Raw genomic sequence first — 25,422 nt, forward strand, 5'->3', positions numbered from 1 at the left:
CGAGGCAAGTGACGGAGGCTTGGACATGAGCGAATTGGCCAACTGGCTATCGGACACGCATCCGATCACACGAAAGAATGCGGCGGAAGTCGTGTTCGACGATATTCGCTCGGCCATCACATCCGGTCGCCTTGCCATAGGCACCCGCCTGCCCTCCGAAGCCCAACTCGCTGGCCGGTTCGGCGTCAGCCGCCCAATCGTCCGTGAGGCGCTGCGATCACTACAGACGCTGGGGCTTACCCAGACCCGCACGGGCAGCGGCACTTATGTCCTGAATGTTTCACCCGTGAGCGAGCTGAGTTACGGCAGCTATTCAGCGCGTGATCTGATCGAAGCGCGCCCCTTCATCGAAGTACCGGCAGCAGGCTGGGCTGCACTGCGCCACAGCGCCGAGCAACTAACCCACCTTCTCGAACTTTGCGACAAGATGGATCGCCAGACGGACCCGCAGAAATGGGAATTGCTCGATTCCGAATTTCATTGCGCTATTGCGGAGGCTTCCGGAAACACGGTCTTCACCAAGATCGTCGCCGATGCCCGCGAGGCGCTGATCCAGCAATCCGAACTGGTCAATCTGATGTCTGGCCGCCGTGAAGCGTCGAATGTCGAGCATCGCCGTATCGTCGAGGCCATTGAGGCTGGATCAGAAGCCGAAGCCCGCACGGCGATGGAAACGCATCTGAGCAAGGTCAAGACGGCAGTGACGACGATCATCGGCAAGGACAAGGTCTGACACGCCACTTGCAAGGCTGCTGCTTTGCAAAAGGATTCGTGCGGGTTATCTATACCAATCCGAATTTTTGCGACATTTTCATGCCAGATAAGCACAAGCTGCTAACATACTCTTGCTGCTGATTTTTCCCCTGCCAGCCTATTCCGGAAAAGCGTGCGAAGCTTCTCATTTGAAGCTGAATACTTGACGCGCGTTCTGCGATATGCGTTAAAACCGCCTCCAAAATCTGTCATGCAGCTTTACAGAATACCCATCAAATGGGGATGAATTCCATCGCCTCATTGAATGACCGGCGGCGTGCCCTAATTGGCCTTTCACGCCGAACGGTCGCTTGTCGAAACCGCGCTCTCAGGGAGGAGCAATGCCAATCGAAACAATGAAAGCCACCCCGGCCGAACGCGAAGTGTTCATTGAAGAGGACCGCGGTTATCACAAAGCCTTGAAACCGCGGCAGATTCAGATGATCGCGATTGGCGGCGCAATCGGAACCGGGCTCTTTCTCGGCGCGGGCGGACGCCTGGCGCTGGCAGGTCCCGCCCTGGTCTTCGTCTATGCCTTGTGCGGCTTCTTTGCGTTTCTGGTTCTGCGCGCCTTGGGCGAGCTCATCATGCATCGTCCCAGCTCCGGTTCCTTCGTCTCCTATGCCCGCGAGTTCTACGGCGAAAAGCTGGCTTTCGCGGCAGGCTGGATGTACTGGCTCAACTGGGCCATGACGTCGGTAGCCGACGTGACAGCAGTTGCGCTCTACATGAATTTCTTCAAGCATTATGTGCCCTGGCTGCAGGGCATCGACCAATGGGTATTCGCCCTGACCGCGCTTGTCATCGTGCTGGCGATGAACCTCATGTCGGTGAAAGTGTTCGGCGAACTGGAATTCTGGTTCAGCCTCGTCAAGGTCATCGCGCTCGTAACGTTTCTTGTCGTCGGCATTTACTTTGTCGTTTCCGGCACGCCGATTGACGGTCATCCGGCGGGTTTCAGCATCATTACCGATAGCGGAGGTCTGTTCCCCAACGGCATATTGCCTGCCTTCATCATCATACAGGGCGTGGTTTTCGCCTATGCATCCATCGAGTTGCTGGGCACCACGGCTGGAGAAACCGAAGACCCGCGCAAGGTAATGCCCCGCGCAATCCGCACCGTGGTCTTCCGACTGCTTGTCTTTTATGTGGGTTCGGTCCTGCTGCTTTCGCTGCTTCTTCCCTACACCGCCTATTCCGCTGGCGAGAGCCCGTTCGTGACCTTCTTCGGCAAGATCGGCGTCGAGGGTGCGGATATCATCATGAACCTCGTCGTCCTGACAGCAGTGCTGTCGTCGCTGAATGCCGGGCTTTATTCCACGGGACGCATCCTGCATTCCATGGCAATATCCGGTTCTGCACCTGCTTCGCTGGCCAAGATGAACAAGAACGGCGTTCCCTATATGGGCATTGCGGTTACCGCCGTCGTCACCGTGATTGGTGTCATTCTCAATGCCGTCGTGCCTGCGGCTGCGTTCGAAATCGCGCTTAATCTCTCCGCTCTCGGCATCATCACCGCGTGGGGCGTCATTGTCCTCTGCCAGTTGAAACTGTGGCATCTTGCGCGTCGCGGCGAAATCGTGCGCCCGGATTTTCGCATGTTCGGCGCGCCCTATACCGGCATCCTCACACTCGCATTCCTGCTCGGCGTACTCGTTTTGATGGCGCTCGACTATCCGGTGGGCACCTGGACGATTGCTTCGCTGGCGATTATCGGCCCGGCCCTCATCCTCGGCTGGTATCTGATGCGTGAACGCATCCATCGACTCGCTGCCGAACGTGCTGTAGACGCCAGCATTCTTGGTAAGTGAGAGGATTCGGAAATATGACGCTTGCAAAGCCTTCCATAATGGTGATCGCCACTGGCGGCACCATCGCCAGCAAGCGCGGGGAAGACGGCGCGAGCACACCGGTCCTGACCGGTGAGGATTTGCTGGAATTCGTACCGGGTCTTGAAGCGGAGCTTCGTCCTGTCGATCTCATGGCGAAGGACTCTGCTAGCCTTACCCTTTCCGACATGCAGCGCATCAGTGATGCTGTGGGTTCGGGCCTGCAGGATGATGACGTCGATGGCGTCGTCGTCCTGCACGGAACGGATGCCATGGAAGAAACGGCGCTGCTGGTACATCTGCAGCGTCGCATCAGCAAGCCGGTGATTTTCACCGGAGCGCAATTTACCGCCGATCATCCGCAGGCGGACGGGCCGGAAAATCTCGCTGCCGCCATTCAGCTTGCCTGCAATCCGGCCAGTGCCGACAAAGGTGTCCTTATCGCCTTCGGCGGACGGATTGTTCCTGCTTGGGGGGCATACAAGTTCAGCAGCGACAGTACTGACGCCTTCCGCTCTGCACGCATGATCCAAATCCAAAGCCCTGTGCTTCCAGCCCCTGTCGGTGACCGCCGGATCGACACGATTGCCCTGTATCCGGGCTGCGACGCCCTCCACATCGAAGCGAGCATTGCAGCCGATGCCAGCGGCGTGGTTCTTGCGGCGCTGGGGTCCGGCAACACTACGCCCTGCGTTGTCGAAGCTGTCCGCGAATGTACATGCCGCAATATCCCCGTTGCAGTCTCAAGCCGCGTGCCCGAAGGCCTGTTGACACCCGGTTATGGCGGCGGCGGCGGCGGATATGATCTTGGCGAAGCCGGAGCCATGCACGCACATACGCTTCGCCCAGGTCAGGCTCGCATCCTGCTTGCCGCATTGATCGCCAGCGGCAGTTCCAAGGATGCGATGATTCACGCCTTCAGCGACGACTGGAAAGCAAGTTAACTCGGAAATTGGCGGTAGCATTCTTCCACCACCCGCCGCAGCAGTTCGCGCGATATCTCACCGCTCACCGCATAACCAAGATCGTTATCCGTCCAGTAAAGGATTTCATCGCCATCACTTGACGGCGAAACGAAAACTCGTGTCACGATTTTCCGAATTACGGTCAACGATCAACGTCAAAAAATTGTGTTTCCTGTTTCCGGTAACCGTTGCAGCCATTGATTAGCAGATCCAGAGTATTATATATAGCTACACATATAATAGATGGCTATACAATGTCCCAGTCAAAACACGATCTCGAAGCGGCTTTCACGATGGAGCTTTCCACGGCCGCACGCAAAATGCGCAACCTTTTTGATTCCCGCGTCCGTGAGCGCGGACTGACGCTGGCGCGCGCCCGCGTGCTTGTGCTTCTGACCCAGCAGCGCGACTGGAACCAGCGCGAGCTGGCGGATGCTCTTGAGATCGAGCATCCCTCGGTAGTGCGTCTTCTGGATGGCCTTGAGAAGCAGGGATTGATCTATCGCAGCGCGGTTGAAAGCGACCGCCGTGCGAAACGCATTGAACTGACGGATGAAGCACAGGCGCAAGTGCGCGAGCTGCAAGAAATCACCCACCGCATGCGATCCGAACTGCTGCAGCGCGTAGACAGACAGTCGCTGGAAACGGCGCTATCGGTGCTTCAGGAAGTCAGCCAGACAGTAGAAGCGACCCTCGCGGGCAAAGACCGCTAAAACCATGTCGGAAGAAGGCAAAGATCGGCAGGGACAAGAGGCTGCGCCGACGCAGGCTGCAACGCCTTCGGTTTCGCATATGCCGGTTTACATGTCGGCCATCTATATCACCGCGTCTGTTCTCATGTGGTCGACACGCGGCCTCAGCATGTATTTCATCTCGGCCAATACACAGCAGATACAGGGATCACTCGGCGCGACGCTGACGGAAACCTCCTGGCTGGTAGCGGCCTATATGGCGCCTTACGCCAGCCTGACGATCCTTCTCGTCAAGATCCGCACGCAGTTCGGCCTGCGCCGGTTTGCGGAAATTGCGATCGCCGTCTTCCTGATTTCCTCGTTGCTGCATCTACTTGTCTACGACATCTGGTCGGCAATCCCGATCCGCTTCATTGCGGGCGCTGCCGCAGCACCGGTCTCGACCATCGGCTTTCTTTACATGCTGGAAGCCTTTCCGCCCGCCAAGAAAATGACGTGGGGGCTCAGCCTTGCGCTGACCTGTTCGGCGGCAGCAGGCCCACTGGCACGTGTCATTTCGCCATTGCTGTTCGATATCGGCCAATGGCAGCAACTCTATATGGTCGAGATCGGCCTGTCGCTTGCAGCCTTCGCCGTCGTCTATGTGCTGCCGTTAACGCAGGCGCCGCGCGCGAAAGTGCTGCACTGGCTGGATTTCGTTGCTTACGGCCTGATCGCCATCGGCTTTGGGCTTCTCGCGGTGGTTCTGGTTCAGGGAAAGAATTACTGGTGGTTCGAAGCCCCCTGGATCGGCGTATGCCTTGCGATCTCAATCGCAGTCCTCGCTTGCGCTGCCGCCATCGAACTCAACCGCGAACAACCGCTGATGAACCTGCACTGGTTGTTCTCGCCGGAAATTCTGCGCTTCACGCTGATACTCTTCGTCTTCCGCATCGTGCTTGCCGAACAGACGACCGGCGCGGTCGGCCTCTTTCAGGCATTCGGTCTGCAGGACGGCCAGAGCCGTGGCCTCTATCTCGTCATCCTCGCCGCGTCGCTGGCGGGCGGCATTGCCTGCGGCATGTGGATGAAGCTGGAACGCGTATCGATCATTTTCGGGCTGGCACTGGTCTTCATCGCGGTCGGGGCCTTTCTGGACAGCCATGCGACAAACCTGACCCGTCCGCACAATGCCTATCTCAGTCAGGGACTGATTGCTTTCGGCGGCGCTCTGTTCCTGCCCCCGGCCATGCTTGCAGGCATTACCAAGGCGTTGAAACAAGGGCCGACCTACATGACGAGTTTCATCGTCATCTTCCTGTTCACACAGAACATTGGTGGCCTTATCGGCTCTGCCGTGTTCAGCACCTTCATCGCGATCCGCGAGAAATACCATTCCGCCTATCTGGTGGAACAACTGGTCATGTCCAATCCCGTGGTCGCCCAGCGCGTTCAGGCACTATCCGGCACCTACGCAAAGGTTCTGGCTGACCAGGGACTGACGAAGGCAGAAGGGCTGGCGCTTCTTGGACAACAGGTCACCAAGGAAGCGACAGTGCTGTCCTATAACGATGCTTTTCTCGCGATCTCCGTCATTGCGGTGCTCTCACTCGCCTGCCTGATCGCCTATCGCCTCTATGAAAACATGCACGCCCGCCGCCAAAGTGCTGCGATGGCTGGTTAAATCGACGAGTATTTGAAAATGTCAGTTGGAAAACAGTATATTCGCGGCGGTCTTGCCCTCATCATCGGCCTGGCAGGTGTTCTGATGGTGCTCTGGGCGTGGCAGTTGCCGCCTTTCAAACACAGCGTCGAGACCACCGATAACGCTTATGTCCGCGGACAGGTAACGGTTATCAGCCCGCAAGTCGCCGGCTATGTCACCAAGGTCAATGTCAACGACTATCAAACCGTGAAACAGGGCGACCTCCTGTTCGAGATCGACAGCCGCAGCTATCAGCAGAAGCTGGATCAGGCGCTTGCCGCACTCAACAGCAAGAAGGCAGCGCTTGCCAACTCAGAACAGAGCCAGCGTTCGGCCGAAGCAACGATCCAGTCGCGACAGGCGCAGATTTCCGGCGCCAAGGCAGCACTTGAGGTAGCTGAGGCCAATGCGAAGCGCGTCGAAGCCTTGCTGCCGCGCGGCGTGACGACGCAAAGCTCTGCCGATACAGCACACGGCACCCTGCTTCAGGCACAAGCTTCTGTTGACGAAGCCCAAGCCGCACTAGCCGTTGCCCAACAGGACCTGCAATCCATCATCGTCAATCGTGACAGCCTCAATGCCGATATCGCCAATGCGGAAGCGACCGTTGAACTGGCGCGGATCGACCTGCAGAACACCCGCATCATCGCCCCGCGCGACGGTACGCTCGGCGAAGTGGGCGTCCGGCTCGGTCAATATGTGACGGCGGGAACGCAGCTCGTGTCCGTCGTCCCGAAGACCAAATGGGTGATGGCGAATTTCAAGGAAACACAGCTCTACGGCATGAAGGTCGGCCAACCAGTCACTTTCACCGTCGATGCGCTGCGTCATGCAGAGTTGACGGGGCATATCGAAGCCTTCGCACCCGCTGCCGGGTCTGAATTCAGCGTCATCAAGTCGGACAATGCGACCGGCAATTTCACCAAGATCACGCAACGCCTTTCCGTTCGGATCGCCATCGATGAAGATCAACCGGACGCCGCGCATCTGGCACCCGGCATGTCGGTGGTCGTCCGTGTCGACACCAATGCGGAACCGATTAAAAATTAGAAAAGCCGCAGCTTACGGGCATGGAAAGCTTCGGCATAAGTTTCGGGCGCGCGGCATTCCATGCCGCGTAGCCGGGCAAGACCGCGAAAGGTTTCCGGATCGAACCAATCCTTCGAGCGCTGTGTGCCGAAGTGCTTCATCAACAGTTCGATCTTGCGATCCATCATCACAGCCGGTAGCGCCGAATAGGCGTTCGGCTGGCCCAGATCGCCATCCCATTTCGGAATTTCATATTCAAGGATCACCTGATCCCGAAACAGGTTCCATGTCAGCTCGTTGATCGTACGGTGATCCTGATGAGCATCGCCATGGCGATGAGTGAAAACCATATCCGGTAGCCCTCTTCCGCGCTGTTCAATCAGCCATTGCTTGATTTCGCGGCTTTGCGCCGGGAAATAGCTATCCTCGAAAGAGGCCAGATGGATGTTGAAACTGTCTATCCCGCGCAGAAAATCGCGTGCGGAAGCCTCTGCCTCCGCGCGCCTTGTCTCGTTCCCCGACAGAACACACCATTCGACATGCAGCGGCGTTCCGCTCTCGATCAGGCTCAGAAGCGTGCCGCCGCAACCGATCTCGATATCGTCGGAATGCGCGCCCAGACAAAGCAGCTGAAGCGGACGGCTGTTATTTGCCAGTGAGCGCAGATCGATCATAGCGCTATCGCGACATTGGTGGCCCGACGTGCGGCTTCTTCCGCCTTGTGTCTCTTCCAGGGCATGTCACCCTTCTCCACCATATCTTCAAGCGTCTGCCAGTCACGCAGCGTATCCATGGAGCGCCAGAAGCCCTCATACTTATAGGCCATCAACTGGTTTTCAGCGATGAGACGACCGAAGGGCTCGAGCACCAGTTCCTCACCTTCGCGCATATAGTCGAAGATTTCCTTGCGGAAGAGGAAATAGCCGCCATTGATCCAGATATCGGAGGTGTTCGAGGTTCGGAAAGCCCGCACGTCGCCGCCTTCGGCAATATCTGCAAGGTGATAGGTCAGCGGCGGACGGACGGCGAGAAAGCAGGCAATCTTGCCGCTGGCTCGGAAACGTTCCGTCATGTCGTCGAGATCGACATCGCTGAGACCGTCACTGTAATTGGCGAGGAACATATCTTCATTTGCTACATGCGATCGGGCGCTCCAGAGCCTTTCACCGATATTGCGCCAGATACCCGTATCGAGCAGCGTAACGCTCCAGTCGCGATCCACTTCCTCGAGCAGTTGCACATTGCGCCCGCCATCCGAAACCACACAGTCCGCGAAGGTTTGCGGGCGGATTGTCAGGAAGAAATCCTTCACGACATTGGCCTTATAGCCCAGGCACAAAACAAACTCGTTGTGCCCATAGTCGCTGTAATATTCCATGACATGATGCAGGATCGGCTGATGACCGAGCGGGATCATCGGTTTCGGGACATTCTCCGAATATTCGCGGATTCTGGTTCCAAGACCGCCGCAGAACAAAACGACTTTCATGACTTACCGCTCCTCTGTGAGTAATGCCGGGTCAATCAACGTGACGTGCGGGATGGGAATGATGAACTTCGCACCCCATTCGACCACATGCTGCATCTGCCGGATGATCTCGTCCTTGAAATTCCACGGCAGAATGAGGATGTAATCGGGTCGGTATTTGTCGATTGCCGACACATCGTAGATCGGAATGTGCATGCCCGGCGTGAAACGCCCGTGCTTGTAGGGATTGCGGTCAACCGTGAAGTCCAGGAAATCTGTGCCGATGCCGCAATAATTCAGAAGCGTATTGCCCTTGCCCGGCGCGCCGTAACCGCAGATACGTTTTCCAGCATTCTTGGCTGCGATCAGGAAGGACAGGAGATCGCGCTTGGTGCGCCGCGTCTTTTCGGCAAACTGCTCATAGGTCGAAATCTCGTTGAGGCCGAAACTCTCTTCGCGCTTCAGAAGGGCGGCGACACGCGGCCCCGCCTTCCGCTTGCTGCTGTTATGCGCAAGATACACCCGGAGCGACCCGCCATGGGTTGGCAGTTCCTCCACGTCGATGACCTTGAGGTGATGGCGATGCGCCATATACCGGATCGTCAGCAACGAGAAATACGAGAAATGCTCGTGATAGATCGTGTCGAACTGGTTCTGCTCGATCAGATTGGCGAGATGCGGAAACTCCAGCGTAATCACGCCCTCCGGCTTCAACAGCAGTTGCAGGCCGCGCACAAAGTCATTGAGATCAGGGACTTGCGCCAGAACGTTGTTGCCGATCAGGAGGTCGGCCTTGCGTCCCGCGCCCACCAGTTCGGCGGCGAGCGTCGAACCAAAGAAATCCACGCGCGTCGGCACGCCCTTGGCAATGGCAGTCTCAGCCACATTGGCAGCCGGTTCGATACCGAGGATCGGGATGCCCTTCGGCAGAAAATGCTGCAACAGATAGCCATCATTGCTGGCAATCTCGACCACGAAGCTATTCTCGTTCAGTCCCAGCCGCTCGGTGATCTCGTCGCAATAGGTCTTTGCGTGGCTGACCCAGCTCGTGGCAAAGGACGAAAAATAGGCATATTCAGTGAAAATTTCTGCAGGCGAGAAATACTCCTTCAGCTGCACCAGATAACAATGGTCACAGACGAGCGCATAGAGCGGGTAATAGGGCTCCATACGGTCAAGGCGATCCGCTGTGATGAAGCTCTCGCAAGGCGGTGACATCCCAAGATCGACGAAAGTATGTTTGAGTAGTTTACCGCACAGGCGACAGCCGGTCTGCTCTTGCGCCATGCTCGTGCTCCGCGAAATATCCGGCGTCTGGATGGTCATACGTCATTCCTCGCCTCGTCGAACCTTTTGGCTGGTCCGTTATGGGTTGATAGAGTTGAACTCCGATCCGCGTCGGATAACCAAAATTACTAAGCGGCCTAAAAATTTCCGAGACTGTCATCGGGAGCGAGCCGTACATACGATCGGGCGCAACATTCACCGGACGGACTATGCGGTGTAGATACCCAATCTTCGCCCAATGGCGGCAGGGGCGTAGTCGCCTACCTCATTCGGACAGTTTGGCCTCATCCGGAAGGCTATTCGGATGCATCGAAGAAGGTTCTATCGCCCGGCAATCCAGCTGTCAGAATGCAAATGGCTGCAATCCGGGGCAAATCATGCGTTTCACTTCGCTCAATATCGACGGTGCCTGGTCTATCGAGCCGGAAAGACTTGAAGACGAACGCGGCTGGTTCGCGCGGGTCTATTGCGAAGCTGCATTCGCCGAGCGGCAGATGGAAACGCATTTCCCGCAGCACAGCCTGTCTTTCTCGCGCGAAGAAGGAACACTGCGCGGCCTCCATTATCAAAACGAACCGCATTCTGAGACCAAGCTCGTCACCTGCCTGCAGGGCGTCATATGGGATGTTCTGGTCGATCTGCGCCCGCATTCGCCAACCTATCGGCGCTGGACCGGCGTGGAGCTATCCGCCGAAAACGGCGTGCTGCTTTATATCCCCGAAGGATGCGCGCACGGTTTTCAGACCCTGACGCCCGATGTGCTCGTTCGTTACATGATCTCGAAGCCCTATGCACCGGACTATGCGACAGGTTTACGCTATGATGACCCGTCGCTCGGCATACCATGGCCAAACAGGCCGAGTGTCATTTCCGACAAGGATTTGGCCTGGCCGCTGCTTTAGCTTTCCACCAATAACTCTGCCTCGCGGAGCCGGGCAGCCGCGTCGGCGAGGGTTACAAATGGCAGTTTCGTACGCTCTGCCATATCGAGAATGGAATGCTCGCCATCTGCCAGATTGAGCACCCATAACAACGCCATTGCGTTCTGTGCAGAGCGGCTATCCCCACCCATGTTTCCATAGAGTCCACGTCTTCCAAGCTGCGGCTCTCCCTTGGGTGAGGTATTCAGCGGACGCCAGTTTCGTTCAGCAATTTCAATAGCCTGCAAGACCATGTTGAACGACTGCTCAAGATACTCCGGTTTGATGAAATCGAGATTGTCGGCCGATGTGTGATATTCCGGAAAGGTGCCATAAAGGCTGCGCTGGAACATGCCGACCGGCAGATTGAATCCCGGCGAACAGAACTGGCGCTCGTCATAGCCGTAGGGCCAGAAATCATGCATCGTCGCATTGGTGCACTCACCGAGTACGAGGCCCATGATCCGATCAATCTCCGCGTCGCCGCGACGGCTGCGCTTGTAGTTCGGCCCGCCAGCATCGCCGACGCAGGACAAGACCAGCCCGTGGCGGACCAGCCCCAGTTGCGCCTCGTTATGCCTGAGCCACGCAAGAGCGCCGAAAGTCGCCGGGCCGAAAAGCAGTCGATAGGTCAGGCGCGTGCGCCGTGATTGCAGAACCTCACCAAGGCGGGTCAGCAGTGCCAGCCCCGAACAGTTATCGTTGGCCAGCGACGGATGGCAGAGATGGGCCGACAGGATGAAGGTCTCGTCGGTGTCCCCCTCGTGAATGAACTCACCGAAGGTCAGAAAACCGTCGCGGCGCTCAGCATCGATCACGACGTCATAATCGCCGTACTGCATGGACAGAAATTCGTTATGCGCCATACAGAACCCCCAGCCCTCCGCGTGATAACAGGTGCGATAGGGAATGAGGTCCGGCTGGTCGGGCAGCGTATGAATATGCTCCCTCAGTGCACTAAGCGGCATTCTTTCCCGCACCGGCACGCTGAAATTCACCACATGCAGATTGTGCCGGGCAAAATCGACGACACGATTGCCGTTCATATCCGCAATATAGGCATCACGAATGATCCACTCCTGCGGCGCTTTCCAATCGTAAAGCGATGTACCGGTCGGAACCTGATGGACTGTCAGCGGCAGATGTTCCCCGATGATGGCAAGCGTTTCGCGCACCCCATCGCCGGCGAGACTGCGGCAGACTGGATAAAGCCGAGCAGCAAGGTCGTAAATGGCCATCCCGTTCGATACCGGCGGAATGGCTGTTTCAATGCCTTTGCGCCCTGCCCCCGTATCCATCACGCAGTTGCCCGAAGCTGTTGCGGTTCCTCGTCGGCACGCCGCAGATCGGCATCCAGCACCCCTTCCGCTATCAGCTTGCGGATATGGGCGATGCGCTGGAAGCGTGGTCCTTCAAACTCCTCAAGAGTCAGCGTCGAGCGGCTATAGGCGGCAAGCAATTCACGCGCGCCGGCAACGGCATCCCATTCCGGTTTCGCTTCCGGCAGCACGCGCGCCAGCTTTTCAAAACTGACACGGTAGGAGCGCGTATCCGGCCCGGCATCGTCCGCATATTCGATACGGCAATCGGGAACATTGTCGGCGACGATGCCCGCTATATCCCGAATGCGGTAGTTGTGCTCCGTTGATCCGACATTGAAGGCCTCGTTCCAGACTTTTTCGCGCGGGGCTTCCATGGTGGCCATGAAGGCGCGGGAAATATCGCGAATATGCACGATGGGTCGCCATGGCGTGCCGTCGGACTTGAGATAAATCAGCCCTTTCGTCACTGCCCAGGCCACGAGATTGTTGAGCACGATATCGAAACGCAGGAACGGCGAAACGCCGTAAGCCGTGGCGGGCCGAAGATACACGGGACAGAAGCTTGCATCCGCCAATTCCCGAATTTCTTGCTCCGCCCGCACCTTGGACCGGCCATAGGCCGTCACCGGTTTCAGTTCGCCGGTCTCATCGATCAGATCGGCATCGCTGATACCGTAATTGCTGCAGGATGAAGCAAACAGAAAGCGCCCCACCCCTGCCAGCTTGGCGGCCTTGGCCATCGCGAGGCTCGCCCGATGATTGATGTCGTAGGTCAGTTCCTCGTTGAGATTGCCAAGCGGATCATTGGAGAGTGCGGCAAGATGAATAACCGCATCAAACCCCTCCAGATCGCGTGGCGACACATCGCGCACGTCCTTTCGGATGGTCGGCACGCTCATAACGGCGCCGCCTTCTTCAAAACGGCAATGTTCGTAAAGACCGATGTCATAGCCGGACACCTCATGCCCCGCATTTGTGAGGACCGGCACCATGACCGACCCGATATAGCCCTGATTGCCCGTAACCAGTACTTTCATGTCCGACTCCTCAAGCTTTGATAAATGCATGTTAGCCAGAGAGGACAGGAGCGACGACTTGACCGAAGGCATGCCCGGTTAGGACAAGCGTTTATGAAAAGCGTGAAAGGGCGTATCGCCTACCTCTTTTGGATGTCCTGCAGGCGCCTGGCGTTGCCGATCAGTAAAAGCCAGTCAGTTCCGCCACCGGCATTTTGCGCCTGCTTGGGTGTGTAGGTCGCAACCGATCCCTCAAGCTTTGGTTGGCCCGCATCCGCGAACGTGCCGGAAACCGGGTCGTACCAGACAGCCTGCCAGCCTTGTTTGACAATAGCTTTCTGCACCGCAAAACCACCGGCATCGCCATAGATAACCGACAAGGTGCCGTCAGGCAGTGATGCGGCATAGTTTCCCGCGCCTGCTGAAATGGCTCTACTGCTATCGGGTTGGAGCTGCGACCATGGCAGTTTGTCGAAGAGTTTCTTTAACACCGTCATTGACCGCGCGCCGGCACTGTCGAGGGCTTCCTGCCAGCTTCGATCAGCAGTGGAGATCCCCGGTCCCGTGAAATGCCAAATCGGGTTGTTACCAAAGAACTGCCCGGCAGCACCCGCCAACAGCGCGCCATAGGCATTACGGCGGATCATCCGCGTAGTCGTCCCCCGCTCGAACTCATAGCCCGCTTCCAGCAAAATGACAGGCATTTCAGCAGCTTTTCGCCGTTGAAAAACCGCTGCATGAACATCGTCATATGTATAAACCGTATCGAAACTCAACCAGGGCCGGTCGCCCCAGAGTTCAGCCGTATTGCTATTGCGACCAGAATGTACCGTCAGAAGAGCGCCAGGAACAATACTTGAGATTCCATTGGCCAGACTGGAAACCAGCCGTCGATCAGGATCATCAAAATCCCCGCCCAAGACCCAGACAACATTATGAAACTCCGCAAATCGCTGAGCTATCGTCTGGCCATAGACACGCATTTTCTCCGGACCGGCAGCCTGCGCCTTGGAGAACCAACCCTGGTTGCCGCCGTTCACCCCAAGGTAGGCGGGCGCGAGAAAAACGACGAAGCCGAGTTCTTCCGCCCTCCCGATCACCCAGGCGGCGTGATCGAAATATTTCGGATTGAGTTCACCGAAGGCATCGCTCTTGAACGGCTTCTCGCCATAGGCATTGGCGGGCGGGTGACTGGAGAAGTAGTGTTCGACCAGACTGACCAGAATGGCGTTGAAGCCGCGCTTCCGGCGATCTTGCAGATAGGTTTCGACATCTTCGCGCTTCAATTCCGCAATCAGCGACCATGCGGTATCACCCTGCAACAGAAAAGGCTTACCGGCTGCATCCTCGAATACGCGCCGGTCCTGACCAACTGTGATTGGAAACAGATCGGCGGCATATGTCGGCTTCGTTGCCGACCACAGCAGGGTTGCGGCGATCAGGACCGCTGCGAAGTGCTTCATCGCATCGTCGGCGGATAAGTCGGCGCTTCATTGAAGCGGCGATAGACCACCTGCGAAGGACGTCCCGTCAGATAGGAAGTCACACCATCGTTCAGTGCCCGGACATAGATGTCGAGCGCGCCGTCGATTGCATCCACCGTTCGCGCAATATCCGTGTCGCTATGGGTATAGCTTACGACCAGCGACGGCATCAGCACGCCACGCCGGATTGTCTCCTGAAGAAACAGGGTGCGAAATGCCTGAGATGGCTGCCCCTTCTCGTCGAGCGTTCCATATGCAAGACAGCACGGACGCCCGAACAGGCGAAGGTGGTTCTGCAGGCCATGGCTGGCAATCGCCGCATTCACGCCCTCTGCCAGTTTGGAGCCTTGTTCGTGAAGCCTCTCGATCACCGGTTCGTCGCGATAAATCGTCATCGTGGCAATCGCAGCAGCCATGGCATGGGTCTCCGCGCCATGCGTGGTCGAAAGCAGAAAAACGCGCGGATGGTCGGTCTGGGTCAGACCGCCAAGCTGCATATATTCCGCCTTGCCTGCCAGCGCTGAAATCGCAAAGCCGTTGCCCAGCGCCTTGCCGAAACAGGAAAGATCAGGCTCGACATCATAGAGCTTCTGCGCCCCGCGCACATGCCAGCGAAAGCCGGTAATCATCTCGTCCAGAATGAACAAGGCCCCGTTTTCGTGGGCGATACGCCTTGCTTCCTGCAGGAAGTTGTTTTGTGGCTCGTCGGCCTTTGCGGGTTCAAGGATAATGGCCGCGATACGTCCCGGATAATCCTCGAACAAGGCTTTCACGCTCGCAATGTCATTATAGCGGAACGTTGCCGTCAAAGCCGAGACCGACGCCGGAATGCCCGCATTCATCTTCGTCGTGCCGATAAACCAATCGTCGGTCGAGAAGAACGGATGATCGGCACAGCAGGCAATCATGTCGCGTCCCGTATAGGCGCGCGCAAGTCGTACCGCGCCCGAAGTCGCGTCCGAGCCGTCCTTGCAGAACTTCACCATTTCCGCTCCGTCGATCAGCTCCAGAAAGCTCTCCGCGCATTCGACTTCGATGGCGCTTGGACGCGTGAAATTGCAGCCATCCTGCAAGGCGTCACGCACGGCGCGCACGACGGGTGGATAGGCATGGCCCAGCCCAACCGCACGATTACCCATGCCGTATTCGATATATTCATGGCCGTCGACGTCGAAGACATGCGAGCCGGAGCCGCGCTGGATGAAGCCGGGTGCCAGAACGGGATACTGGTCGTCGCCCTTGGCATAGGTGTGACAGCCGCCCGGTATCAGCGCGTGTGCCTTGGTGGCAAGCAGTTGAGAATTGCGAAACTGCGATGTGAAAAGGTTCATGCCCCTTCTCCTTTTTTATTAGAGCGCGTTTCGATCTGATTGGATCAGATCGGCGCTCTAATCATTTGTTTTTATGCGCATCTTTTCCGAAAACCGCTTCACCGTTTTCGGGGTGCGCTCTAAAGGATCATGCTGCCGACCATCCGGTGTGCAAGCGCTCGCGCACCTGGCGCAGCCAGTTCTTCACCGGCTTCGGCAAACGGCTGCGCAGACTGGAATGAAGCGCGTTCGGCATCGACCATTGCGAAAGCGCCAGTGGCGGTGCGATGGCAGGGCGCTCCTCCGCGAGTTTCTCAAGGAGTCCTGCGTAAGCGCGCCCGGCAGTATCATTGTTGAAGACTGTTTCAACCTTCTGCTGGGCGGCATCCGCCATGCCCGCAAGCAGTTCACGGTCGCGTGCAAGCTGCCCGATATGGCGTGCTGCCTGACGAAAATCGCCGACGGGAAACAAAAGTCCGTCCTTTCCATCGGTGACGATCATATCGGTCACACCGGCGATCTTCGACACGACCGCCGGACAGCCCTGGCTCATTGCTTCAATGAGCGTGAGTCCGAACCCTTCAAAGCGCGACGGCATAACCATGACGTCATGCTGGCTCACCAGCCAGGGAACATCGGAGGGCGCGACCCAGCCGTTGAAACGGACCTTGTCGCCAAAGGGCGCAAGACGGTGGCGCAGTTCTTTCAGATCGGGGCCATCTCCGGCGACGGTCAGATGATAATCACAGTCGAGCTCACGCAGGATGTTCGGAAGCCAGAATATGCCCTTTGAGTTATCTTCCATGCGTCCCAGATAGAGCAGCCGCAGCGGACTGCGTCCATCGTGCCTCGGAACATTGCGCGAGAGATGGATATCCCGGTTCAACCCATGCGGGATGACCAGCGTGCGCGCCGCATCGAAACCGTGCTGGCGCACGAGATCGTCGCGACAGCGTTTTGAAACTCCCACAGTTGCATGAACATGATCGCGGATTGCCCTCGCCGCCGCATAGGTGCCGGGCGTGATATTGTGCACGATCATGATACGCAGAATATCGGCAGGCAGATAGCGCACCAGATTGGTTTCGAAACGATGAGAGAGGACATTGACGAAAACGGCGTCAAAACGGTTTTCGCGCAGGAAGCCAACCATGCGCTTGGCGCGGGTTTCTTCATCCAGCACCCCCATCCCGTCGATGACATCACCCTTGCGAAGGGAATCCTCCAGCCCTTGTCCCGTCGGCACGCTGATCGTATCGCCAGCGGCACCCGAGGCAAGCCATCGAAGCTCAATGCCCGACTGGCCAAGCGACGAACGCAGACGCATGAAGACCGAATAAGTCCCGCCTATATGGGGACGGACAAAGTAAGCACATTTCATCGCCACAACCTTGTTGCCACAGGACATTTCAAGGGAGACAAGACTTCGAGGGAACAATTCCCTCGAAGCCTTACTCCGGTATATCGGGGGGCAATGGATATACCGCTGGCCAGTGTATCGAAATTGCTTTGCCGCGCATTTCGGCTATGAGGGGTACTCCCCCTCCTACAATAGAGGATGGTGTTCACCCTTCTGCCAGTTTTCCTGACAACGCGTCCGGCATTAGCCTGTTGCTACAACAGGAGAAACGCATATGAGAATTGGGCTTTTCGGGCAGTTCGGTTCCGGCAATACCGGCAATGACGGTTCGCTGGAAGCCATGTTGCAACTCCTGAATCGTAACTGTCCCGACGCAAAACTCGTCTGTATCTGCTCCAAGCCCGATGTCGTCGAGCAGACGTTTGATCTCCCCGCCCGTCCGGTTTCTCAACCGGAACCGTCAAATTGGCTACTGAGGGCAATCAACAAGGCGCTATTGCACTTTCCTCGCCGAATAATCGGCTTTATCTGCGCGCTCTTGCTTGCCTCCCAGCTCGATCTCATCGTTGTGCCAGGTACCGGGATACTCGACGACTTCAACGAAAACCCCTTCGGCTGGCCGTTCGCAGTGCTACGATGGTCCCTCGCAGCCAAACTTGCCAGCACGCGTCTGATTTTTGTATCGATCGGCGCCGGCCCCGTCGATCGTCCATTGAGCCGGCTCTTCATCCGCTGGGCTTCAATGTTGGCGTCTTTCCGTTCCTATCGAGACCAGATCTCCCATGACTTCACGAAACAGCTGGGCGTAAACTCCACTCAGGATTTCGTCAGCGCAGATATCGCCTTCGCATTGCCGACGGTTCCGGATGAAAAGCCGGGCAGCCCGGATCAATGCGTGGGCATCGGCGTGATGATTTATCGAGGATGGAAAAAGAATGAAAAGGACGGCGACGCCATCTACGAGCAATATGTTGCCAAAATAACCACGCTGGTAAAAAAGCTTCTGGCCAGCGGTCGTCAGGTTCGCCTGCTTATTGGCGGCAAGGGTGATATAGAGGCCGCCCGTGACGTACTGGAGCAGCTTGCACCAGCCGAAGCGAACAATGTCATATTTGAACCATCCGCGTCCCTGCACGACCTCATGCAGCAGATTGCCAAGACAGACATCGTTATTGCCAGCCGTTACCATAACGTCGTCTGCGCTCTTGCCATGGGGCGTCCCACAATCTCGCTGGCTTATGCGAGCAAGAACGATGCATTGTTGCAAGATACCGGATTGGCAGCATTCTGCCATCGGATCGAAAACTTCGATCCTGAAACCATACTCTCCCACGTTGAAATTGCTTTCGAGCAGCGCACGATATTGGTCAAGAAAGTGGAGGCCGGTGTACAAGGGTATCGCAGCCGGTTGGCAGGGCAGGAAGAAATTCTTTACGCCACTTTTCTCGACACGGCCAAGGAGACGGCGAATGTCGCCGTTCCATTGCCGCGCCCCAACTAGAGCATTTCTCCCGCTTTACGTTTGGGGATACCCTAGCGATCCGTCTTATGAATCTCTAGCCAGCGTCGCGTCGGCTTCGCCAGGCGGATCGTTTCAACAGGTAATCGAAGGGAGGCATGACTGCCAGCAACGGCTCACGCTTCAATGCGAACGCCATCAACGAACCTGCCACCTTCGGCTGCCGCGCCAGATTGGAGATCGCAGACCAATAGGCACGCTTGGTCAGGCAATCCTGAACCATTGCGAACAGATGGCGCTGATCCGGCAAGCTCGCACCTTCATGATCGAAGAAGGACCGGAATCCGGCTTCGAATTCCCGGTTCCAACTCAGAATGCCGTTCACTGTCGCCGATTGGTTCTGGGGATGCGAACGCGCGTAAGCCTGAATCTGGCTGGTAGAGGCGATGGAACCGCGCAGAGCGATACGCAGCCACATTTCGAGATCGTCAGTGTGAGAAAGCGAGGTGCGGTAATATCCTACCTCTTTCTGGATCGACGTCCTTACAACCGCCGTCGGGCCTATTATCGGGTTAAATGCATGCCGACAGGCAAATTCAATGAATTCATCCCCCGACCATATCCGCCAATCGTCCGGTGCGGCAACGGGAGTGGTGAGGCCGGGTTCACCGTCGTCGGCTCTGATCCTGCCTGTCGCGCCATGCGCAAGGTGAACGTCCACACATTGCGACAACACGCTTGTCGCCCTCTCCAAAGCTCCATTCGCCAATAGGTCATCCGAACACAGGATCAGGAAATATTCGGATGTGGCCCAATCTATGCCCTCATTGAATGAGGCATGCGGCCCGAGATTTTTCCGACGGAGCAGCAATTCGACACGGCTGTCACTGGCCGCAAGGCTCTTCGCCACCTCAACACTATTGTCGGTAGAGGCATTGTCGATGATCAGTAGACGGACATTGGCACCTGATTGCCGCAATACACTGTTGGCACAGGTGGAAAGATAGCGACCATAGTTAAAGTTGGGGATGACGACATCGACCGTGGGCTGTTGTTGTAGGCGTCGGTCCATGACAAGCTCTCCTATTCTGCCGGGGTCGAAGCTGAAGGCTGCGCACGCCGAACCCAAAGCTTCCCAATAGTCCAGCCCAGAACCGGTGAAACCTCTGCGGCGAAGGGATGCCGCACCAGGAACAGCGAGCTCAGCCAGCTAAATGCCGCCACAAGACCCATCGAAATCCCGGTGGCCCAATGAATTTCCAGCGAAAAGCCATTCACCGCGACCATCACGAGCGGTATAGCCAGTGTCATCAGAGTAACAAGGCCGCTTTTCATCAATGCCCGGCCAAGCACGGTATAGGAAAAAGCCACATGCCTGCGCACGAAAACGATGGCTATGACCATCTGTATCGGCAGACTGATGAACTGGCCAAGCGCAACGGCCATCAGACCGTAAAATGCAGCGGTGCTTATAACGGTGAGCGCAACCAGCCGCGAAATCAGATTGGATAGGAAAGCTTCGCGATTTTCACCCAATGCCATCAACAAAGGATAGGTCAGGATCGCGGGGAACCAGAAAAGACAGGCCAGGCTCAGGATCGCTACGATGGGTGCCGCTTCGGACCAGCCGGGGCCAAGAATGATATGTACCGCCGGATATGCAAGCAAAGCGAGCAATGCCTGTGCCGGCCAATAAGCAACGGTGATGTAGGATAAGGCACGTATATAGGACTGGCTGATATCAGCCCCGGCGCGGACCTGCGCCGAAAGCATCGGGAACGCCACAGTGAAAACGGCTGAAAGGATAATACGATCCGGCAGACCGCTCAGCGTGTCGGCCCGGTTGTAAATTCCAACTGCCGATATGGGCATGAAGCGTCCTAGCAGAAGCTGTGGAAGCGTCATGCAAATCTTGTTTAGCCCGGCATTGCCTCCAAGATAGATCCCGAACCGCCAGGCTGTATCGAAACTGGCCAGCGACGGACGAAACTGGCCTCTCAAAGGATGGATCGCGATAGCCAGTCCTGTTGTCATCAGGGCGCTCGCCAGCAATCCGAAGGCAAAGCACATATGTCCGAAACCGCAAAAGGCCATGGCAACCGTTACCAGGGCACCCAAACCGGATCCTGCAGTACGGATGCGCGCCAATGTTCCGAAGGCCATCTCACGCCTCAGCAGTGCGACGACCGGCAAGGACAGGCTTTCGACCAGCGCTGCAACGATCGTGATGCTAAGAAAGAGCTTCAGTTTCGGGTCGTTATAGGACTCGGCGAAATAACCCAGTGTGAAATAGAGGGCCAGCGACAGCAGCAGCGTCACGCCCATAAGAAAAGTAAGCGAAGTCCGGATATCCTGATCACGCACCTTGTCGATCTTTATCAGGAATTCCGGACTGGCGAATTCGCGCAGTGAAAACACAAGCGCCGTAAGGCTCAAGCCTATTACACCCATTCCGGTTTCTGCCGGCCCCAGAAGCCGAGACACCGCTGCGACGGTTACAAAGTTAAAAAGTAGCCCCGCATACTGCTCCAGCGCCGCCATGACAAAGCCCCTGCGAACGCCATTCATGATCCGCTCCAGCGGGTATTCCCAGGCGAAATCGTCGTTCTCCGTATCACCTCTTCGTCCCCCATTTCATACTGTCGCGGGCATACCGGCACCGGCACACTGGCTAAAGCGTTCGCAGGCGCGATTTTCCGGATCAGGCCCAGAATAGACTTTTGCTACCGGCAAGAAATGTCGCCCTTGGTGTTAACCCCTGACCTGAAAGGAGTATGCGGCACGCTCTAAAGCCAAGTCGTGGATCACCGCGGCAATGGGTAAAAATTTCCAAAGTTTGATCTTTGCACGCGCCTCGGAGGAGACATGACGAGTCTTTCCTGGATCACGCTTCTGGCTTTCGCGCTTTCCGTTGCCTTCTGCCTCGGTTTTCGCGGGCTGGCACGCGAATGGTATCTCATCGACATTCCCGATGCCCGCAAGAGACACGACGGAAACGTTCCGCTTTGCGGTGGCATCGCCATTTTTCTCTCGTTTTCCGTAGCAGCGCTTCTGGCGCACGGCATTTCGGGCCATGCCAGCGCCATGACCTTGCTGCCGGGCCTTGTGCTTATCCTCATCACCGGTGTTCTCGATGACCGTTTCAACCTGCCGGTCACGCCGCGCCTCGCGATTCAGCTGCTTGCAGCCTTTCTGATGATAGGCATCGCCGGAATACGGCAGATTTATCTCGGACTTGCATCGGACGGCGTTGAGGCTTCAGCGTCCGCCAATCCGGAAATGCTGTTTCAGGTTCTGACCGGACCGCTGTTCATGATTATGGCGTTCGCTTTCATTGTTGGCCTCGTCAACGCCATCAATATGAGTGATGGCGTTGACGGACTGGCGGGATCGGCTAGTGCTGCAGCGTTTTTCTGGCTGGCCGTCATCGGCTTCGGGATCGGCGAACATCGCCTTGGGCTGCACGCACTCGCGCTGGCTGCTGCTTGTCTCGGCTTTCTCGTCTTCAACATGCGGCATCGCTGGCGTGCAAAGGCCAGTCTTTTCCTTGGCGACGGCGGCAGCACCTTTCTCGGTGCGGCGCTTGCCGGATTTATCCTCATCCTTGCGAACGGAACCATCGCCGTCGCCTTTCCCGTCCTGATCTGGGTCGTCATCGTGCCTGTCATCGATACGCTGAGCCTGATCGTGCGCCGCATGTCCGCACGCAGAAGCCCGTTTTCGCCAGATCGGCAGCATCTGCACCACCTGCTGATGGATGCGGGGCTTTCCTGCGGGCAAACAGCCGTGGCGGTTATGGCGCTTAACTTCATGGCCGGGGCCATCGCCTATATCGCGATCCGGCTCGACATACCTGTCTGGCCGATGCTTCTCGCACTGGCGATCCCTGCCGCAGCGCACACGCTTTTCGTGCTGCGCATGACCAGGGGCGCGCGTCCGATCATTGCCGCCTCAATGGCCGAGGCCAACCCGACAACAAAACCGAACATCAACTATCCTGGGGCAACTTCATGAACGTTTCCGTACTCATCATGACGCTGAACGAAGAGGTCAACCTGCCTGCCTGTCTCGCCTCGCTGGACTGGTGCGACGACATCGTCATCCTCGATTCTTACAGCAGCGACCGTACGGTCGAGATTGCGAAGGCAGCGGGAGCCCGCGTGTTTCAGCGTGCCTATGACACCGAGGACCGCCAGCGTATGTATGGCCTGACAGAAATCAAGTTCAAGCATGACTGGGTCTATACGCCGGATGCGGACGAGATCACACCGGCGGACCTGCGTGACGAAATGCTGGCGATTGCCGCTGATCCCAAACGACCCGAAGTCTTCTTCAAGGCGCGTTACAAGAACATGTTCATGGGGCGCTGGATACGCCATGCGAGCCTTTATCCCACCTGGATCACCCGGCTGGTAAGGCCCGACCGGGTCCGGTTCGAGCGTTCAGTGCATTCACGTGCCAGCGGGGGGCCGGAAGGCGCTCTGCAGGCGCATTTCATCCATTACAGTTTCAACAAGGGCCTTGAAGCCTGGTACGACAAGCACAACCGTTACTCTTCCGCTGAGGCTGATCTGTCCGCCTCCCGCCTGCTTGAACGCAGGATCGACTGGGGCGGAATTCTTTCGACAGTTCCAGAACGGCGGCGGCGGGCGTTGAAATCGCTCTCCTATCACATGCCGTTCAGGCCGAGTCTGCGCTTCCTCTACATGTATTTGCTGCGCGGCGGCTTTCTCGACGGCAAGCCCGGCTATCTCTACTGCCGCCTGCTTTCCGCTTACGAGTTCATGATCGTCGTCAAGACGGAAGAGCAGCGCCAGCGCCAATCTGCGTTGCTCGCGGAAAACTCGCCCGTCAGGCACCCGCTGGAAACCGAAACACCGGAACGGCGTATGGTATGATGCTGCTCATCATTCTGCCCTGTGCCGTCCTGTTCGGTCTTGCTGCGATGTTCTTTTCAGAACCGGTTCTGACCTTGCAGGATGATGGCGGCAAAGCGGATATAATCGTCGTTCCCGGTGGAGACGGGCCGCCCCGCGCAGCACAAGCAGCCCGCCTCTGGAAGGAAGGCCGCTCGCCCGTGATCCTTGTTACCGGAGACGGTGACTGCCTTTATAACAAGCGGATCATGGTGCGTAAGGGTGTGAAACCATCAGCGATCTTCGTGGAATGCCAATCGGGCAGCACATGGCAAAATGCGCGGTTTTCTGCGCCGGTCATGCGCGAGATACAGGCCAGAAGCGCGCTGATCGTGACCAACTGGTATCATTCGCGCCGCGCTGTGGCGAGCTTCCGTGCTGCCTGCCCTCAGATGCGCTTCATTTCGTCCCCGATCGGCGGCGATGGCGGTCATCCCGGATTCCCGGCAACGCCTGCAGATATGGAACTTGTCGCCAAGGAATATGTGAAGCTCGGCTGGTATCTGCTTTCAGGCCGCATCTTCCCGCACGATCTTGCCGCTGGCGAACCGGCACCTGATCTTTCTGACGTTTGCGCCTTGGCGGGAGCCGTTCGATGAACCTCTCGCTCACCTGGATTTTCGCCGGTTTCGTCCTCTGCCTTCTGGCCGGTGGCCTCCTCTCCCGTCCCGAACGCATGTATCAGTTTCCATTCCTTGCAGGCGTGATGACCTTTGGCTTTCTGCTGCCACAGCTCCCTGCCCTCGTTTATGACCATTTTCTGCCATCTGGCGCCTATGCCAAGACGATGATCATGGGCATCCTGTCCCTTGCAATGCTGGTTCTCGGCTGGCGGATGGCCAAACGCCCGATCAAATTTCTCAGCATGAGCTTCAGCGAACGGAGATTGCTATGGGCCGCAGCCGGTCTGTCGATATTCGGCGCGGTGTTCTACTTCCTCTTGAGTCGCCTTCCCGGAGATGTTTCCATCGGCATGCAGATGACCGGAATGCCGGTGGTCTATCTCTTCTTTGCGCAGCTCATGCCTTATGGCCTCGCCATCGCCCTTCTGTGCTTCGCACGGCGTCCGTCATGGTTTGCGCTGACGATCATTCTTTTTGATCTGGTCTTCTATTTCGATCGTATTCTGGTGACCGGAAAGCGTGCAGAGACCATTCAGCTGGTGCTTATGTTCCTTCTTGCCTTCTGGTTCTACCGGCGAATTTTCGTTCCTCGAACAGTCATGGCAATCGGCATTCTGGCCGGTACTTTTCTGATGACCAGCATGGGCGATTATCGTCAGGTTACCCGCACGGATGCGAGCTTCGTTCTCGATGAGATTCTGGAAATCGACTACGCTGCCAATTTTCGCAGCACCCTGGAGCGCGGCGGCCCCGAAATGCGCAATGCCGTACAACGTATCGATGAAATCGATCGGCGGTTGGAATTCGACTACGGCAAGTATCACTGGAATCGTATCATTTTTACATTCGTTCCAGCGCAACTTGTGGGCAGCAATATCAAGGAAGCACTCTATCTCGATGTCCCGGAACCCGGTCGGGATTACAATCCTCTGACCGGCACGACGGAAACCGGACTGGTCGATGCATTTTCGTCGTTCTGGTACTTCGGAGCCCTGAAATTCCTGCTGCTGGCCTGGGCCATGCGCAGGCTCTGGGAAACCGCAATGGCAGGCGAGATGCTGGGGCAATTGGTTTACATGCTTTCCATCGTCCCAGCCATGCATTCCATTTCCCACCACACGGATTGGGTCGTGCCGGTCTGGATTCACATGTCATTGTTTCTCATTCCCATTCTGTCGTTCTGCGTCATTCGCAATCGCTCGATCCACCTGCCGCTTCCGGCATCGCATAGCGGCAAGCTTCAGGAAGGATGGTCATCATGACCGTGACCTCAGATCACACAGGCTCGCTGACCGGAGAAACCAG

The 25,422-nt window shown here is 57.0% G+C and carries 22 protein-coding genes and 1 pseudogene; 12 read left to right on the forward strand and 11 right to left on the reverse strand.

Annotated features, from left to right (window positions below; translation table 11 throughout):
* Positions 1–25 precede the first annotated feature (25 nt).
* The 3 genes from HWX93_RS01640 (at position 26) to HWX93_RS01650 (ending at position 3,526) form a co-directional block, all read left to right on the forward strand.
* Positions 26–733 (forward strand): FadR/GntR family transcriptional regulator, encoded by a 708-nt coding sequence (locus HWX93_RS01640; RefSeq protein WP_176036256.1) that lies wholly within the window; start codon positions 26–28, stop codon positions 731–733.
* A 361-nt stretch (positions 734–1,094) separates the two neighbouring features.
* Positions 1,095–2,564, forward strand: a complete 1,470-nt coding sequence (locus tag HWX93_RS01645; protein WP_109987419.1) for an amino acid permease — start codon at positions 1,095–1,097, stop codon at positions 2,562–2,564.
* 14 nt (positions 2,565–2,578) lie between these two features.
* On the forward strand, positions 2,579–3,526 hold the full coding sequence (locus tag HWX93_RS01650) for an asparaginase (protein WP_176036257.1): 948 nt from the start codon (positions 2,579–2,581) through the stop codon (positions 3,524–3,526).
* On the opposite strand, the pseudogene HWX93_RS22950 reads toward HWX93_RS01650, so the two are convergent.
* Positions 3,523–3,706, reverse strand: a pseudogene (locus HWX93_RS22950) (anti-sigma factor); the annotation flags it as partial. The gene HWX93_RS01650 and the pseudogene HWX93_RS22950 overlap by 4 nt on opposite strands.
* A 95-nt stretch (positions 3,707–3,801) precedes the next feature.
* Here HWX93_RS22950 and HWX93_RS01655 point away from each other — a divergent pair.
* Genes HWX93_RS01655 through HWX93_RS01665 form a run of 3 tightly spaced genes read left to right on the forward strand, consistent with a single transcriptional unit; the run spans position 3,802 to position 6,973 of the window.
* Entirely contained in the window at positions 3,802–4,260 is a 459-nt protein-coding gene (locus HWX93_RS01655; RefSeq protein WP_109987421.1) for a MarR family winged helix-turn-helix transcriptional regulator, read from the forward strand.
* Positions 4,261–4,264: 4 nt separating this feature from the next.
* The gene (locus HWX93_RS01660) at positions 4,265–5,902 is read left to right on the forward strand and encodes an MFS transporter (RefSeq protein WP_176036258.1); all 1,638 of its coding nucleotides are present in this window, start codon (positions 4,265–4,267) and stop codon (positions 5,900–5,902) included.
* 18 nt (positions 5,903–5,920) lie between these two features.
* Positions 5,921–6,973 carry an HlyD family secretion protein gene (locus HWX93_RS01665; RefSeq protein WP_109987423.1) on the forward strand — a complete coding sequence of 351 codons (1,053 nt, stop codon included), beginning with the start codon at positions 5,921–5,923 and terminating at the stop codon, positions 6,971–6,973.
* Here the strand turns inward: HWX93_RS01665 and HWX93_RS01670 are convergent.
* From HWX93_RS01670 to HWX93_RS01680, 3 genes are read right to left on the reverse strand one after another with little or no spacing between them, the layout of a single operon-like run.
* Positions 6,970–7,626: a PIG-L deacetylase family protein gene (locus HWX93_RS01670; protein ID WP_109987424.1), complete on the reverse strand. Its 657-nt coding sequence runs from the start codon at positions 7,624–7,626 to the stop codon at positions 6,970–6,972. The genes HWX93_RS01665 and HWX93_RS01670 overlap by 4 nt on opposite strands.
* Positions 7,623–8,441: a sugar phosphate nucleotidyltransferase gene (locus HWX93_RS01675; protein ID WP_109987425.1), complete on the reverse strand. Its 819-nt coding sequence runs from the start codon at positions 8,439–8,441 to the stop codon at positions 7,623–7,625. Before HWX93_RS01675 ends, HWX93_RS01670 begins: the two co-directional genes overlap by 4 nt.
* A 3-nt stretch (positions 8,442–8,444) precedes the next feature.
* A complete protein-coding gene (locus tag HWX93_RS01680; RefSeq protein ID WP_176036259.1) occupies positions 8,445–9,746 on the reverse strand; it encodes a class I SAM-dependent methyltransferase in 1,302 nt (433 codons plus the stop codon).
* 338 nt (positions 9,747–10,084) lie between these two features.
* On the opposite strand from HWX93_RS01680, the gene rfbC reads away from it, so the two are divergent.
* Positions 10,085–10,609, forward strand: coding sequence for a dTDP-4-dehydrorhamnose 3,5-epimerase (gene rfbC / locus HWX93_RS01685; RefSeq protein ID WP_109987427.1), 525 nt, complete (start codon positions 10,085–10,087; stop codon positions 10,607–10,609).
* Here the strand turns inward: rfbC and HWX93_RS01690 are convergent.
* The 5 genes from HWX93_RS01690 to HWX93_RS01710 all read right to left on the reverse strand — a co-directional run bounded on the left by HWX93_RS01690 (position 10,606) and on the right by HWX93_RS01710 (position 17,140).
* Positions 10,606–11,925 carry a DUF4910 domain-containing protein gene (locus tag HWX93_RS01690; protein WP_176036260.1) on the reverse strand — a complete coding sequence of 440 codons (1,320 nt, stop codon included), beginning with the start codon at positions 11,923–11,925 and terminating at the stop codon, positions 10,606–10,608. The two genes, rfbC and HWX93_RS01690, sit on opposite strands and share 4 nt — an antisense overlap.
* The gene (locus tag HWX93_RS01695; protein WP_176036261.1) at positions 11,925–12,986 is read right to left on the reverse strand and encodes an NAD-dependent epimerase/dehydratase family protein; all 1,062 of its coding nucleotides are present in this window, start codon (positions 12,984–12,986) and stop codon (positions 11,925–11,927) included. The genes HWX93_RS01690 and HWX93_RS01695 overlap by 1 nt, the downstream gene beginning before the upstream one ends.
* Positions 12,987–13,105: 119 nt before the next feature.
* Entirely contained in the window at positions 13,106–14,428 is a 1,323-nt protein-coding gene (locus HWX93_RS01700) for a DUF4038 domain-containing protein (RefSeq protein ID WP_176036262.1), read from the reverse strand.
* A complete protein-coding gene (locus HWX93_RS01705; protein ID WP_176036263.1) occupies positions 14,425–15,780 on the reverse strand; it encodes a glutamate-1-semialdehyde 2,1-aminomutase in 1,356 nt (451 codons plus the stop codon). The genes HWX93_RS01700 and HWX93_RS01705 overlap by 4 nt, the downstream gene beginning before the upstream one ends.
* 127 nt (positions 15,781–15,907) lie before the next feature.
* A complete protein-coding gene (locus HWX93_RS01710) occupies positions 15,908–17,140 on the reverse strand; it encodes a glycosyltransferase family 4 protein (RefSeq protein WP_176036264.1) in 1,233 nt (410 codons plus the stop codon).
* Between the two features lie 253 nt (positions 17,141–17,393).
* Here HWX93_RS01710 and HWX93_RS01715 point away from each other — a divergent pair, with 253 nt between their 5' ends.
* Positions 17,394–18,620 carry a polysaccharide pyruvyl transferase family protein gene (locus HWX93_RS01715; RefSeq protein WP_176036265.1) on the forward strand — a complete coding sequence of 409 codons (1,227 nt, stop codon included), beginning with the start codon at positions 17,394–17,396 and terminating at the stop codon, positions 18,618–18,620.
* Positions 18,621–18,675: 55 nt separating this feature from the next.
* Here HWX93_RS01715 and HWX93_RS01720 read toward each other — a convergent pair whose 3' ends face one another.
* A complete protein-coding gene (locus HWX93_RS01720; RefSeq protein WP_176036266.1) occupies positions 18,676–19,650 on the reverse strand; it encodes a glycosyltransferase family 2 protein in 975 nt (324 codons plus the stop codon).
* An 11-nt stretch (positions 19,651–19,661) separates the two neighbouring features.
* The gene (locus HWX93_RS01725; RefSeq protein WP_176036267.1) at positions 19,662–21,146 is read right to left on the reverse strand and encodes an oligosaccharide flippase family protein; all 1,485 of its coding nucleotides are present in this window, start codon (positions 21,144–21,146) and stop codon (positions 19,662–19,664) included.
* 297 nt (positions 21,147–21,443) lie between these two features.
* On the opposite strand from HWX93_RS01725, the gene HWX93_RS01730 reads away from it, so the two are divergent.
* From HWX93_RS01730 to HWX93_RS01745, 4 genes are read left to right on the forward strand one after another with little or no spacing between them, the layout of a single operon-like run.
* The gene (locus tag HWX93_RS01730; RefSeq protein ID WP_176036268.1) at positions 21,444–22,592 is read left to right on the forward strand and encodes an MraY family glycosyltransferase; all 1,149 of its coding nucleotides are present in this window, start codon (positions 21,444–21,446) and stop codon (positions 22,590–22,592) included.
* Positions 22,589–23,476: a glycosyltransferase family 2 protein gene (locus HWX93_RS01735; protein WP_109987436.1), complete on the forward strand. Its 888-nt coding sequence runs from the start codon at positions 22,589–22,591 to the stop codon at positions 23,474–23,476. Before HWX93_RS01730 ends, HWX93_RS01735 begins: the two co-directional genes overlap by 4 nt.
* A complete protein-coding gene (locus HWX93_RS01740) occupies positions 23,476–24,093 on the forward strand; it encodes a YdcF family protein (RefSeq protein WP_419190604.1) in 618 nt (205 codons plus the stop codon). Before HWX93_RS01735 ends, HWX93_RS01740 begins: the two co-directional genes overlap by 1 nt.
* The gene (locus HWX93_RS01745; RefSeq protein WP_109987438.1) at positions 24,090–25,379 is read left to right on the forward strand and encodes a hypothetical protein; all 1,290 of its coding nucleotides are present in this window, start codon (positions 24,090–24,092) and stop codon (positions 25,377–25,379) included. Before HWX93_RS01740 ends, HWX93_RS01745 begins: the two co-directional genes overlap by 4 nt.
* The last annotated feature ends 43 nt before the right edge of the window (positions 25,380–25,422 follow it).

Source organism: Brucella tritici (genome assembly GCF_902825325.1).
Taxonomy (GTDB): Bacteria; Pseudomonadota; Alphaproteobacteria; order Rhizobiales; family Rhizobiaceae; genus Brucella.

Excerpts from the sequence above, each read along its gene's own strand:
- HWX93_RS01640 (WP_176036256.1), top strand. The coding sequence starts at position 26 with ATGAGCGAATTGGCCAACTGGCTATCGGACACGCATCCGATCACACGA.
- HWX93_RS01645 (WP_109987419.1), top strand. The coding sequence starts at position 1,095 with ATGCCAATCGAAACAATGAAAGCCACCCCGGCCGAACGCGAAGTGTTC.
- HWX93_RS01650 (WP_176036257.1), top strand. The coding sequence starts at position 2,579 with ATGACGCTTGCAAAGCCTTCCATAATGGTGATCGCCACTGGCGGCACC.
- HWX93_RS01655 (WP_109987421.1), top strand. The coding sequence starts at position 3,802 with ATGTCCCAGTCAAAACACGATCTCGAAGCGGCTTTCACGATGGAGCTT.
- HWX93_RS01660 (WP_176036258.1), top strand. The coding sequence starts at position 4,265 with ATGTCGGAAGAAGGCAAAGATCGGCAGGGACAAGAGGCTGCGCCGACG.
- HWX93_RS01665 (WP_109987423.1), top strand. The coding sequence starts at position 5,921 with ATGTCAGTTGGAAAACAGTATATTCGCGGCGGTCTTGCCCTCATCATC.
- HWX93_RS01670 (WP_109987424.1), bottom strand. The coding sequence starts at position 7,626 with ATGATCGATCTGCGCTCACTGGCAAATAACAGCCGTCCGCTTCAGCTG.
- HWX93_RS01675 (WP_109987425.1), bottom strand. The coding sequence starts at position 8,441 with ATGAAAGTCGTTTTGTTCTGCGGCGGTCTTGGAACCAGAATCCGCGAA.
- HWX93_RS01680 (WP_176036259.1), bottom strand. The coding sequence starts at position 9,746 with ATGACCATCCAGACGCCGGATATTTCGCGGAGCACGAGCATGGCGCAA.
- rfbC (WP_109987427.1), top strand. The coding sequence starts at position 10,085 with ATGCGTTTCACTTCGCTCAATATCGACGGTGCCTGGTCTATCGAGCCG.
- HWX93_RS01690 (WP_176036260.1), bottom strand. The coding sequence starts at position 11,925 with ATGGATACGGGGGCAGGGCGCAAAGGCATTGAAACAGCCATTCCGCCG.
- HWX93_RS01695 (WP_176036261.1), bottom strand. The coding sequence starts at position 12,986 with ATGAAAGTACTGGTTACGGGCAATCAGGGCTATATCGGGTCGGTCATG.
- HWX93_RS01700 (WP_176036262.1), bottom strand. The coding sequence starts at position 14,428 with ATGAAGCACTTCGCAGCGGTCCTGATCGCCGCAACCCTGCTGTGGTCG.
- HWX93_RS01705 (WP_176036263.1), bottom strand. The coding sequence starts at position 15,780 with ATGAACCTTTTCACATCGCAGTTTCGCAATTCTCAACTGCTTGCCACC.
- HWX93_RS01710 (WP_176036264.1), bottom strand. The coding sequence starts at position 17,140 with ATGAAATGTGCTTACTTTGTCCGTCCCCATATAGGCGGGACTTATTCG.
- HWX93_RS01715 (WP_176036265.1), top strand. The coding sequence starts at position 17,394 with ATGAGAATTGGGCTTTTCGGGCAGTTCGGTTCCGGCAATACCGGCAAT.
- HWX93_RS01720 (WP_176036266.1), bottom strand. The coding sequence starts at position 19,650 with ATGGACCGACGCCTACAACAACAGCCCACGGTCGATGTCGTCATCCCC.
- HWX93_RS01725 (WP_176036267.1), bottom strand. The coding sequence starts at position 21,146 with ATGAATGGCGTTCGCAGGGGCTTTGTCATGGCGGCGCTGGAGCAGTAT.
- HWX93_RS01730 (WP_176036268.1), top strand. The coding sequence starts at position 21,444 with ATGACGAGTCTTTCCTGGATCACGCTTCTGGCTTTCGCGCTTTCCGTT.
- HWX93_RS01735 (WP_109987436.1), top strand. The coding sequence starts at position 22,589 with ATGAACGTTTCCGTACTCATCATGACGCTGAACGAAGAGGTCAACCTG.
- HWX93_RS01740 (WP_419190604.1), top strand. The coding sequence starts at position 23,476 with ATGCTGCTCATCATTCTGCCCTGTGCCGTCCTGTTCGGTCTTGCTGCG.
- HWX93_RS01745 (WP_109987438.1), top strand. The coding sequence starts at position 24,090 with ATGAACCTCTCGCTCACCTGGATTTTCGCCGGTTTCGTCCTCTGCCTT.